This window comes from Pseudomonas sp. 2(2015) (assembly GCF_000955865.1).
Taxonomy (GTDB): Bacteria; Pseudomonadota; Gammaproteobacteria; order Pseudomonadales; family Pseudomonadaceae; genus Aquipseudomonas.
The window spans coordinates 185011-196503 of the sequence record NZ_JYOF01000010.1 but is presented as its reverse complement, the minus strand read 5'-3'; the positions used below and the strand labels follow the sequence as shown (position 1 = coordinate 196503).

At 63.1% G+C, this 11493-nt stretch carries 12 protein-coding genes; 3 read left to right on the top strand and 9 right to left on the bottom strand.

Annotation, left to right across the window (positions count from 1 at the left end):
* The first annotated feature begins 283 nt into the window (after positions 1-283).
* Positions 284-1429, top strand: coding sequence for a DUF1624 domain-containing protein (locus UB48_RS14630; RefSeq protein WP_045198232.1), 1146 nt, complete (start codon positions 284-286; stop codon positions 1427-1429).
* Positions 1430-1472: 43 nt separating this feature from the next.
* Here the strand turns inward: UB48_RS14630 and UB48_RS14625 are convergent, their stop codons facing one another.
* Entirely contained in the window at positions 1473-1766 is a 294-nt protein-coding gene (locus UB48_RS14625; protein ID WP_010222003.1) for a hypothetical protein, read from the bottom strand.
* Positions 1767-1927: 161 nt separating this feature from the next.
* Entirely contained in the window at positions 1928-2350 is a 423-nt protein-coding gene (gene hpaR, locus UB48_RS14620; protein ID WP_045198230.1) for a homoprotocatechuate degradation operon regulator HpaR, read from the bottom strand.
* Between the two features lie 367 nt (positions 2351-2717).
* Here hpaR and UB48_RS14615 point away from each other — a divergent pair, with 367 nt between their 5' ends.
* Positions 2718-3533 carry a gamma-glutamyl-gamma-aminobutyrate hydrolase family protein gene (locus UB48_RS14615; RefSeq protein WP_045198229.1) on the top strand — a complete coding sequence of 272 codons (816 nt, stop codon included), beginning with the start codon at positions 2718-2720 and terminating at the stop codon, positions 3531-3533.
* A gap of 47 nt (positions 3534-3580) precedes the next feature.
* Here UB48_RS14615 and UB48_RS14610 read toward each other — a convergent pair whose 3' ends face one another.
* Complete coding sequence (locus UB48_RS14610; protein WP_156160207.1) at positions 3581-4504, bottom strand: EamA family transporter; 924 nt, start codon at positions 4502-4504, stop codon at positions 3581-3583.
* Positions 4505-4658: 154 nt separating this feature from the next.
* Positions 4659-5366 carry an MOSC domain-containing protein gene (locus tag UB48_RS14605; protein WP_045198224.1) on the bottom strand — a complete coding sequence of 236 codons (708 nt, stop codon included), beginning with the start codon at positions 5364-5366 and terminating at the stop codon, positions 4659-4661.
* Between the two features lie 126 nt (positions 5367-5492).
* On the opposite strand from UB48_RS14605, the gene UB48_RS14600 reads away from it, so the two are divergent.
* Positions 5493-5879 (top strand): hypothetical protein, encoded by a 387-nt coding sequence (locus UB48_RS14600; RefSeq protein WP_177329164.1) that lies wholly within the window; start codon positions 5493-5495, stop codon positions 5877-5879.
* 4 nt (positions 5880-5883) lie between these two features.
* Here UB48_RS14600 and UB48_RS14595 read toward each other — a convergent pair whose 3' ends face one another.
* From UB48_RS14595 to hemE, 5 genes are all read right to left on the bottom strand, one after another.
* Positions 5884-8325 carry a TonB-dependent siderophore receptor gene (locus UB48_RS14595; RefSeq protein ID WP_045198222.1) on the bottom strand — a complete coding sequence of 814 codons (2442 nt, stop codon included), beginning with the start codon at positions 8323-8325 and terminating at the stop codon, positions 5884-5886.
* An 87-nt stretch (positions 8326-8412) separates the two neighbouring features.
* Positions 8413-9387 carry a FecR domain-containing protein gene (locus UB48_RS14590; RefSeq protein WP_045198220.1) on the bottom strand — a complete coding sequence of 325 codons (975 nt, stop codon included), beginning with the start codon at positions 9385-9387 and terminating at the stop codon, positions 8413-8415.
* Positions 9384-9890 carry a sigma-70 family RNA polymerase sigma factor gene (locus UB48_RS14585; protein WP_045198458.1) on the bottom strand — a complete coding sequence of 169 codons (507 nt, stop codon included), beginning with the start codon at positions 9888-9890 and terminating at the stop codon, positions 9384-9386. The genes UB48_RS14590 and UB48_RS14585 overlap by 4 nt, the downstream gene beginning before the upstream one ends.
* A gap of 104 nt (positions 9891-9994) precedes the next feature.
* On the bottom strand, positions 9995-10423 hold the full coding sequence (locus tag UB48_RS14580; RefSeq protein WP_038994982.1) for a MarR family winged helix-turn-helix transcriptional regulator: 429 nt from the start codon (positions 10421-10423) through the stop codon (positions 9995-9997).
* Positions 10416-11486: a uroporphyrinogen decarboxylase gene (hemE, locus tag UB48_RS14575; RefSeq protein ID WP_275559819.1), complete on the bottom strand. Its 1071-nt coding sequence runs from the start codon at positions 11484-11486 to the stop codon at positions 10416-10418. The genes UB48_RS14580 and hemE overlap by 8 nt, the downstream gene beginning before the upstream one ends.
* Positions 11487-11493: the final 7 nt, after the last annotated feature.

Below are 11493 nucleotides of genomic sequence, written 5' to 3'. Positions count from 1 at the left end.
TCGGCCTTCTGCAAGGGACGATCGGTGGCGTCTGCAATTACGTACATCTAGAAGCAGAGCGCTTTTTTGCTTTCGCTTCTCGTGCATCGCCGGTCCATTCGCCGACAAGGCGCAAAGGTGAAGTGTGAGCAGCATCGCCAATGGATCAGCTCGCGCCTCTAAATGCCTACGCTACCTGTAGGAGCGGCGGTGCGACGCCTCGACTTGTCCCGCGATGAGGCCAGCGCAACAATACTAGTTATGTTATAACGCACCACCTCATCCTTCCGGCGCTACCTCACCCATGCCACTCGCCAACCAACGCCTGCTTTGCATCGACGCCCTGCGCGGCCTGGTCATTGTCTTCATGCTCCTTGACCATGTACGCGAAACCTTCTTTCTGCACCGCCAGGTCAGCGACCCGATGGATGTCGCCAGCACCGACCCCTGGCTGTTCCTCAGCCGTACCCTCGCCCACCTGTGTGCGCCGGTGTTTGTCCTGCTGACCGGTTTGTCGGCTTACCTGTATGGCGAAAAGCACCAGGGCAAGGCTGCGGTTTCGGCCTTCCTGTTCAAGCGTGGCCTGGTCCTGGTGCTGCTGGAGTTCACCCTGGTCAGCCTGGCCTGGACCCTGGAACTGCCGCCCAAGGTGATCTACCTGCAGGTGATCTGGGCCATTGGCTTGAGCATGATCGCCCTGGCCGGCCTGGTGTGGCTGCCGCGCCCGCTGCTGGTGGTAATCGGCGTGCTGATCGTCGCCGGGCACAACCTGCTCGACCCGCTGCACTTCGCTGCGGGCTCGGCGCTGCATGTCCCTTGGGCGATCCTGCATGACCGTGGCTGGATCGAGGTAGCCGACAACTTGCGCCTGCGTACCTCGTACCCGTTGCTGCCATGGATCGGCGTAATTGCCCTGGGCTATGCCATGGGCCCCTGGTTTGCCCAAGGTGCAGATGCGCAGGCACGTCAGCGCACGTTGCTGCTGACCGGCCTCGGTGCCCTCGCCGGCTTCCTGCTGCTGCGCTTGCTCAACGGTTACGGCGAAGCCCGGTGGCAGGTCGGCGAAACCACGTTGCGCACGCTGATGAGCTTTTTCAACATCACCAAATACCCGCCATCGCTGCTGTTCCTGGCCCTGACCCTGGGCGTCGGCCTGTTGCTGCTGCGCAGGTTCGAGCACCTGCAAGGCAGCCACGCGATCCGGGTGCTGAGCGTATTCGGTGCCGCACCGATGTTCTTCTACCTGCTGCACCTGTACGCACTGAAAGTGCTGTACCTGATCGGCGTCGCCTGCTTTGGCCTGAACCAGGGCAGCTACTTTGGTTTCGACGGGGTCTGGTCGGTATGGCTGACGGCGACGGTCTTGAGCGTTGCGCTCTATCCGCCGGTGCGCTGGTTCGCCGCGCTCAAGGCCCGGCGCCGCGATATCGGTTGGCTGAAGTACTTCTGAACAGGCCCGCCCCTGCTGCAATCAGGGGCAGGCCTGGCAAGGCTTACTGCGGATGCATTTTTGATTTGATCAGGCCGGCGATGAAGGTGAGCACCGCGCCCCCTGCACCGCCGCCGACAATACTGCTGATCAGTGCCGGCAGGTCCAGCGAACCGCCCGCGGCCACCGCCGCACCGGGTTCACCGGTAAAGGCTGCGAGTATCTGCCCGACAATCACCCCACCCACTCCACCGAAGATCGAGTTGAGTAACGGGCCCATGCTTTGTTTACTCATACCGGCTGCGTTGCCGCCCACCACACCGGCAACAATCTGAATAATCAGACTGACAATATCCATGATCCAACCCCTTTGTAGCGTTATCAATTGACGACTCGCGTCCTGCTACTTCAGAAAGTCACGACCACGGGAACAGAGACGCCGCGCTCCGGTCAACGACGGCACACTGTTGCGGATAGGCACAGTATAGGTAGCCAGCGGCCAGTGCGCCAAAACGGCGCTCAGGGCTTGATGTTCTTCAGGCAGTTGAGCAGGCCCAGCAGCTCGTGGAGTTTGTCTTCGCCGAACTGCTCAAGGATGCGCTGGTAGTTGTGTTCCATGTCTTCGCTCATGTCGACGAAGCATTGCTGGCCCTGTTCGGTCAGGCCGACAAACACCCGGCGCTGGTCCTGGGTCGACTTCTTGCGCCGCACCAGGCCGTCACGCTCCAGGCGCGCCAGCACGCCGGTCATGCTCGGTTTGAGGATGCAGGCCTGCTCGGCCAGTTGGTGGCTTTCCAGTTCGCCTTGCTGGCGCAGGATGCGGATCACCCGCCACTGTTGTTCGGTCAGGCCATGGGCGTTGAGCGAGGGGCGGAAGAAGGCCATGGCGGCTTCGCGGGCTTGCAACAGGGTCAGGGTCAGGGACGGTCTTGGAGTGGGCATGGTTCAGGCTGGTAGTCATCGGTGACAGCCAGCTTAAGAGAAACCGCGCGATGCAGCAAAGCCGCGCAGGCGCTGGTTCGGCCATACACCGGACGCTTGTTAAATATAATGAACTGGCCGTAGCAGACGCCTTACCGGTTATCGGGGGCTGCAGGCTGATAATTGCATCCAGGCAATCTCAAGCTTCGCCCGTGCAATCTGAAGTCGTTTGACATATTAAACGGCTCTGGCAAGCTATATGACAGGTTTCGACCGGATACAGCCCCTTGCTTGGCGTACCGGCAGTGCTCGAAACCTCAGGCAGCGCAAAGGTTCCAGCTGCGCGCCTGCACAATAATGACAGGCTGCGCCTGTCCCAAGGTGACATATGCCCAACAGCAACATTGGCAATAAGAATCAAACCCTTCGCAAACCCGTCGTGCTGATGACCATGGGCTCCCAGGAGCGCAAAGGCCACGACTATCAGGTAATGACCCACAAATACATCGTACCGCTGGTTGAACACGCCGGCTGTGTACCGGTGCTGGTGCCGACCTGCTGCGGTACTGACGACCTCGAAGCCTACCTGGACATGGCCGACGGTGTTTACCTGACCGGCGCCGGCAGCAACATCGACCCGGCCCTGTACGGCCAGGAGAACGAAACCCCGGGCAAGGCCCAGGACCGCGACCGCGACCTGTTCGACCTGCCGCTGGTGCAACTGGCTATCGCCCGCGGCCTGCCGATTTTCGGCATCTGCCGTGGCATGCAGGAAATCAACGTGGCGCTGGGTGGTGACATCTACCAGAAGGTCTACGCCGAGCCAGGCTTCAACGACCACCGGGAAAACCCGGACGATCCGGTCGATGTCCAGTACAGCGCGGTTCACAGCGTCAAACTGGAGCAAGGCAGCTGGCTGCAAAAGTTGCTGCAGAGCGATGAAATCCGCGTCAACTCGCTGCACGGCCAGGGCCTGAAAAACCTCGGCGAAGGCATCGAGCCCCTGGCCCGTGCCGAAGACGGCCTGGTCGAAGCCATCCACGCCCCGAGCCTGTCGCCGTTCCTCTTCGCGGTGCAATGGCACCCGGAATGGCAAGCGGCGAAAAACCCCGACTCGGTGAAGATGTTCCAGGCCTTCGGCGAAGCCTGCCGCAAGCAGGCTGCCAAGGGTCAGGTGGTGAAAAAGCTGGGTACGGCTGCCTGATTGTTGATTGAACTGGTTCCTTCGAGATTCGTTGGAGCCAGTTTGGTTTACTGGCGAAGCATGTTTTTCATTGCCGGAAAGGCCACGAGCAGCGCTAACAATAACCAGACAAACGATATGACTGTCGCAACGGTCATGTTGATCGACTGTTTATATACAACTACAGCCAGTACGAACTGAGTAGTCGGTAAAAGAAACTGGAATGTACTCATTGTCGTCAACGCCAAGCGTCTGGCCGAAAACGCGATCATCAGTAACGGCACCACCGATACCAGCCCGGCAAACAGCAGGACAATCGACATCGACGTGGGCATCGTCACGGGCAACGCCATCTCCCATGAAGTAAAAAGCAGTGCTACCAGGCAAACCAGCGATAACAGCAAAGTTTCCAGTGTAGTTGCGCATAAGGCATCAATCGTCGATACCTTCTTCAAACACACATACCCGCCCCACGTAAGCGCTATCGCCAGATAGATGCCATGATTCAGCCCCTGTGCGTACACCGCCAAATAGGCCAGTGCGATGCCAATCAGAACGAAAGCGACTGTGTGCAGGCTGCTCAAACGCTCACTCAGCATCAGCACGCTGGCTGCGACCGTGATGCAAGGAGCAATCAAATACCCCAGACCAGACTCCAGGACAAAACCCTGAATAGAGGCGTAAATAAATAAGCCCCAGTTCGTCGCCAGGAGCAATGCAGCCACCCCGTGAACGACTACGCTGTTCAGCGTTAAATTCCGGTAGAGCGCACCCAGCTTACCCAGCAGCACCAGCGCCAGCATCAACACAGCCAGCGAGAGCAACACCCGGTAAGCAACGAGCACCGAGGGTGAAACCTCCCGCAGCGCCTTCCAGTACAGCGCCGAGCCCCCTAACCAAATATTGGCGCCCATCCCAGCGATGATTGCCAGCGTATTGCTCCTGCCTGTTGTTTGGTCAGGTTTGCGGGTCACGGTCTCTGAAGGCGACATGGAAGGACCAACCTGGGTCGATGGCAAGGGCTATCGATCCTAGTCGTAATTGCGACCGTCAGAGTTGAGATTACTCTGACATTGAGGAAGGATTGATCCTGTTTCTTCGGCTAAGGCAAGACCTGTAAACCGTGTCCCCGGTTTGCAATGTTTCTCACCCCTGCACTTCGACGCCAGGCCCCTGCAAACGCGGCGCCCAGTCCTCGACTTCGGCCTTTTCCAAACGTCGTGACAGGGTCCGGCGCCAGGAAGCCGCCAACGGCAGTTCCAGGCACTGGCGAATCACCTCGAGGTCGACCTGCCTGTCGAACAGCACCGACGACAAGCGCGCTACCGACCACTGCGGATGCGGCCGTGCGATCAGCTCGATGTTCATGCCGGCAGCCAATATGCCTTCTTCCAGCACCCGGTAGTACCAGCCGGTACGGCCGCTTTGCTGGACCCGCAACGACATGTCTTTTACCCCGAAGCGGTCATTGAGTTTCCAGCACGGCATGCGCCCCTGGGAAATCTCCAGCAGCGCGCTGCCAGCGCGAAAGCGATCGCCCAGGCATACGGTCTGCTCGGTCCAGCCGCAGGTGCTTAAGTTTTCGCCGAAGGCGCCCGGAGCCTGCAGCAGCGGATGCTCGCCCAGCTCTGCAGCCCAGGCGGCATAGTGTTCGCGGGGGTAATGGTGGATGGCCTTTTCGACCCCGCCATGCACACGTAAGTCGCCCTGCTCATCGCCAACCAGGCCCAGTTCGGTGACCGCGACCTCGCCGTCACGCGGCATCTTGGCGATGGCACTGGATGAGCCCGGACGGGTGAAAGGCACGGCGCGCCCGGTCAATACGCTTTGCAGTTGCAGTTGTTGCGCCAGCATGGGCGACTCGCTCCTGGTGAAGTTCGGCGAAGTGTAAGGGTATCACTGAGCGCCGCCCGCACCAGTGCTCAATAGCGATCTGCCAGGCATGGGCAAAAGTCCTCGAGCCTCGCTATGCTGCAAGGCATGAACGCCACCCTGCCCACCCGCACCCCCTGCCCGCCTGGCGCTTGCGACTGCGGCCGCGAGACGCTGCAGGACCCGCGCATCCTGCTGCTGACGCGCCAGGAAGAAAAGCGCCTGCTCGAACGCCTGGAAAACCTGCAGAGCCTGGACGAGCTGGAGCACATGCAGCGGCGCTTGTATGAGCAGTTGGGGATTCGGCTGCAGATCACCCCGAGCTTCAACGAGGTGCGGACCATGCGCGGTATCAGCATCCAGATCGAAGACCTGCCGGGCTTGTGCCGCAAGACCCGGCAGAACATTCCGGCGGCGATTCGCCGGGCACTGGAGAAGCAGCCGGAGATTGCCTACCGGCTGCTGGATGCCCATGACTTGTTGCGCGATACCTGAAGGCTTACCAGTTGTAGGTCAGGTCGGTGGTGATGGTCCGCCCTTCGCCGTAGTAGCAGTCCACGTCACTGGTGCAGCGGCTGACGTAGGTCTTGTCTTCGAGGTTCTGCAGGTTCATCTGCACCTTCACGCCCTTCAGGCGCAGCGGCGATTGCTGCAGGTCGTAGGAGAGCATGGCGTCGTACACGGTGTAGGACGGGATGCTGAAATGCCCGTCGGCAAAATCGGTACCGTCGCTACCGCGCACATAACGCGCGCCCAGGCCCATGCCGAGGCCGGCGACCTTCGTGTCGCCGGTGAAGTGGTAATCCAGCCACAGCGCTGCGGTCATCGGCGGCGTGCCGGACGGATGACGGCCTTCGCGGCCATCGTTGTCCTTGGTGTAGACCACGTCGTTGCGCGACACAGAGGCGATCAGGCCGAGGTTGTCGCTGAGGCTGGCCTTGCCTTCGAGTTCGACACCGCGCGAGCGCAGCTCGCCGACCTGGCTGTTGAAACCGGGGTTGCCGACGTCGGCGGTGAGGATGTTCTGCTGCTTGATCTCGTACACCGAGAGCTGGATGAAGCTGTCCTGGCCAGGCGGCTGGTACTTGATACCGGCCTCGACCTGCTTGCCGGTGGACGGCTCGAACGCTTTGCCGGCGTAGTCGGCGCCGGCCAGCGGCAGGAATGATTCGGAGTAGCTGAGGTAAGGCGTGACGCCATTGTCGAAGGCGTAGCCCAGGCCGGCGCGGCCGGTGAATTTCTCGTCCTTGACAGTGGTATGGGTGCCAGCGAGCGGCTCCTTGTTATCGGCCTCGGCCCAGTCATAGCGACCACCGAGGGTCAGGAACCAGTTATCCCATTTGAGCTGATCCTGCACGTACAGGCCGGTCTGGTTGATGGTGCGGTCCCATTTGAACGGCTGGCCGAAGTTCATAGGCTTGCCGTACACCGGGTTGTAGAGGTCGATGATCGGCGGATTGCGGTCGTACAGGCCGAGGAATCGGGAGTTGGAGTGGTAGTAATCGACACCGATCAACAGGGTGTGGGCGAGGTCGAAGGTGTTGAACTTGGCCTGGGCCATGTTATCGATGCCGAACACCTTGTTGCGCTGGGCCCAGTCGACGCCAAAGCGGGTCATGGCGCTCTGGTCGTCGGCGCCGGTGACCGGGTTGGGCACGAAAGCGTAGCCGTGCAGTGGCGCCCGAAACTTGTCATCGACGTAGGCGTAGCGGGTGTTCTGCTTGAGGGTCCAGACATCGTCCAGCTCATGGCTGACTTCGTAGCCGAAGGTGTACTGCTCGCGATCGTAGGCGTTGACCCCCGGTTCACCGATGAAGCGGCTGCGCTTGATCCGCCCGTTGGCGCTGGCGAACACCGTACCCACCGCCGGCAACCCCTGGGCTTCGGGTACGCCGTTGTCGCGCTGGTAATGGCCGTAGACGGTCAGCCGGGTCTGCTCGTTGGGGCTCCAGGTCAGGCTCGGGGCGATCATGTAGCGCTGCTGTTCGACGTAGTCGATTTCGCCGTTCTTATCCAGGCCCATGCCGGTGACCCGGTACTGGTACTCGCCCTGGTCATCCACCGGGCCGGCGAAGTCGAAGGCGCCATAGCGGCGGTCCTGGCTGCCGCCGCCAAGCTTGACCTCATGCAGCGGCGTCGCGGTCGGGCGCTTGGAGACCATGTTGACCAGCCCGCCTGGCTGGTTCTGGCCGTAGAGTACCGAGGCCGGGCCCTTCATCACCTCGATGCGCTCCAGCGCGTAGGGGTCGATCTGCAGGGCGCCACCGGTACTGCCACCGCCATACGGCAGGTGCAGGCCGTCCAGGTACAGCGGCGTCGGGCTGAAGCCGCGGGAGGTCGGTTCGTCGAAAATCCCCACCCGGTCGGAGAAGCCGCCACCGGTAATGCCCGGGGTGTAGCGCAGGGCCTGGGTAACGGTCTGCGAACCCAGCGCCGTGATTTCATCCTGGGTGATGACGTTGATGGTCTGCGGCACTTCCAGCACCGAGGTGTCGGTTTTGGTCGCGGTACCGGTGCGTTTGGCCACATAGCCCTGCACCGGGCCCCAGGCGTCTTCACTGGCGTTGGAGACGATCTGGGTCAGGCCCAGCTCCAGCGCCCCGCTGTGCTCGGCCGGCACCAGGCTCCAGGTGCCGCCGGCGGTGATATTGAGGTTGAGGCCGCTGCCATTGAGGGCCTGGCTGGCCGCTTGCTCGGGCGTGAACTGGCCGCTGACCGCCGCCGAGCGCTTGCCTTGCAGCAGCGCCGGCTTGACCGACAGCACCCGCCCAGACTGACGGGCGATGCGGCTCAGGGCTTCGCCCAGGTCGCCGGCCGGGATATCGAAGCGCTGGCTGGCGCTGACGCTGCTGTCGGTTTGCGCCACGGCGTACAACGGCGCGCCGCTGCCCAGGGCGATGGCAAGGGCCAGCAGGCTGGGACGGATCATGGAGTCGGGCATGGAGGTGTTGGCTCGTTCAAAGTTGTTGTCGATAACGAGGACACGCCACGCAACAAACCCCCTCAAGGAAATCGCAATTATTTTTATTTAGATCACATCGATGCGGGTCAACCAGCCGCCAAAGCTGTCGACCCGGATCGGCAAGGTCTCGGCCAGGGAGCGCAAGGTGCGTTCGCTGTCATCCAGCGGAAAGCTGCCATAGACCCGCACCTGCGCGGCCTGCGGGCTGATGCGCAGCAGCCCGGCGCGGTACGGGCGCAAGGCTTCGATCAGCTCGCCCAGGGGTTCGTCGCGCACATCCACGCGGCCCTCGGTCCAGCTCGCCCGGGTACGCAGCGACGCGGCCAGCGGCTGGCTGGCGTGGCCATCGAAACGAAAGGCCTGGCCCTCCTCCACACGCAAGGCGGGCGCACTGCCGCTTCTGAGCAGCACGCTGTGCTGCTGCACCGAGACCAGGCTCTGTTGTTGTTCCTGGCGCACGCTGAAGCGCGTGCCCAGGGCCTGCACCTGGCCTTCGCGGGTGGCGACGACAAAGGGCCGGCCCGGCTCTGCAGCAACCTCGGCTTGCAGCTCGCCGTCGCGCAGCAGCACCAGCCGCTGCCCGGCGCTGAAGCGCACATCCACCGCGCTGCGCGCATTCAGGCACAGCCGCGAACCATCGGCCAGGGTGAAGGTGCGCCGCTCGCCGGTGCCGGTGCGCAGGTCGGCGAGCAGGTCGCCCAGTGGCGTCATGCGATTGCCGAGCGCGCCGGCGCCCAAACCCAGCAACAGCATCGCCAGGCCGCCGCCCAGGGCCTTGCGCCGCGACGGCGACGGCAAGGCGCGCAGGCTGCGGCTGGCCATGGCCAACTGGCCGGGGCTACGCTGCTCGGCCTGCTGCAGGTCGGCCAGGGGTTCGCCGAGCAAGGCGTTGACCCGCTGCCAGGCGGCCTGATGGCCGGGCGATTGCTTGAGCCAGGTGTTGAAGGCCAGCAGCAACGGGCTGCCGGCCGGGGCATCCTCCAGCTTGAGCAGCCAGTCCACCGCTTCGTGGGTAGCGCGGTCCAGTGGTGTGCTGCTCATTCTGGCCTGGCGCTCAGGCAATGCAGGAAGGCCCGGCGCAGGTCACGCTCGACCGTCGCCAGCGACACCCCCAGGTGCTCGGCGATGGCCGGCTGGCTCAGGCCTTCGAGACGATGCAGGATGAACCCATGGCGCACCCGCGGCGGCAGGCCGTCAAGCAGGCGATCGATTTCAGCCAGGGCTTCGCGCACCAGCAGCACGTCTTCAGCCGAAGGCATGCACTGCTCGGGCAGGCTCGCCAGCTCGTCGAGGTAGGCCTGCTCCAGCGCCCGGCGGCGGAACAGATTGCTCAGCAGGCGGCGGGCGACAGTGGCGAGAAACGCCCGCGGCTGGTCAAGGGCGGGCAAGGCGCTGCTGGTCATGGCCCGCACAAAGGTGTCCTGGGCCAGGTCCGCGGCATCGTCCGGGCAGTTCAGCCGCCGGTACAGCCAGGCACGCAGCCAGCGGTGATGGTCACTGTAGAGGTGGGCGACGATAGCCTTGGAGTCGACAGAGCTCGGCACGAGGGTGATCACACATTAATGGTAATTACTCTCATTATCATGATGCTGGAGTGATTGCACAATCCCCTTTCGCGGGGCAAGCGGACTTGCCCCGCGCGGCGGGCTCAGCGCAAACGCGCCCTGATCCGGTGGCAAACATCCAGCACCTGCTCCACCTCACCCTCGCCCAGGTCGATCTTGCAGGCCATGTTGCTGAACACCTGCGCCGCCTCGGCCTTGAGCTCACGGCCCTTGTCGGTCAGCAACAGGTTGCGCCGGCGACGGTCGTTGGGGTCGAGGTACACGGTGATGAAGCCGTTGTCGGCCAGGCGTTTGACGATCGGCGTCAGGGTGCCAAGGTCGAACAGGGTCAGCTCGCTCAGGGCGCTGATCGAGACATCGTCCTGGCCCCACAGGCCGGCCATCACCAGCAGTTGCGGGTAGGTTACGCCGCGCTTTTTCAGCGGCTCAGCATAGTCGCGAACCATGGCGTTGGCCGTCGAGTACAGCGAGAAGCACAGCATCCGGTCGAAGTCGAAGGTCGGGTCAAGCATAGGCACCTCCGCGCACACGGCTCAGTTCATGCACGGCATTGACCAGCGTGGCCACCGCCTCGGGCGAGGTCGCCGGGGAAATCCCGTGGCCCAGGTTGAACACATGGCCAAAGCCCGCAGCGGGCGGCCCGAAGGCCTGCAGGGTACGCTGCACTTCATGGCGGATACAGGCCTCATCACCCAGCAACACGCTGGGGTCGAGGTTGCCCTGCAGGGCAACACTGTTACCCACCAGTTGCCGGGCCATGCCCAGGTCGCAGGTCCAGTCCAGGCTCAGGGCATCGGCGCCGCTGTCGGCCATCTCCGCCAGCCACGGGCTGCCGCCCTTGGTGTAGATGATCGACGGTACGCGCTGGCCGTGGTGGGTCTTGTGCAGGCGCGCCAGCACCTCGCGCATGTAGAACAGCGAAAACCGCTGGTAGGCGCCGTCGGCCAGCACCCCGCCCCAGGTGTCGAAGATCATCAGCGCCTGGGCACCGGATTCGATCTGCGCATTGAGGCTGGCCGCCACCGCCTGGCTGGTGACCTGGAGAATGCGCTGGAGCAGCTCCGGGCGGCGGTAGAGCATCTTCTTGATTAGCTGGAAATCGCCCGGCGGGCCGCCTTCGACCATGTAGCAGGCCAGGGTCCAGGGGCTGCCGGCAAAGCCGAGCAGTGCCACCTTGGGGTCAAGCTCCCGGCGGCTCTGGGCCACCGCCTGGTACAGGTAGTCCAGCGCTTCGGGCTCGGGCACGCGCAGGCGCTTGATGGCCCGCTCGTCACGCAGCGGATGGCGAAAGCGCGGGCCTTCGCCATGGCCGAAATACAGGCCCAGGCCCATGGCATCGGGCACGCTGAGGATGTCGGAAAAGACGATGGCCGCATCCAGGTTGAAACGCCGCAAGGGTTGCAAGGTGGCTTCGGTGGCGTAGTCCGGGGTTTTCACCAGGCTCAGGAACGACCCGGCCCGGGCCCGCAGCTCGCGGTACTCGGGCAGGTAGCGCCCGGCCTGGCGCATCAGCCAGACCGGCGTATGCGTTGTCGGCTGACGCAGCAAGGCCTTGATTAGGGTTGTAGTGTGCAAGGACAGG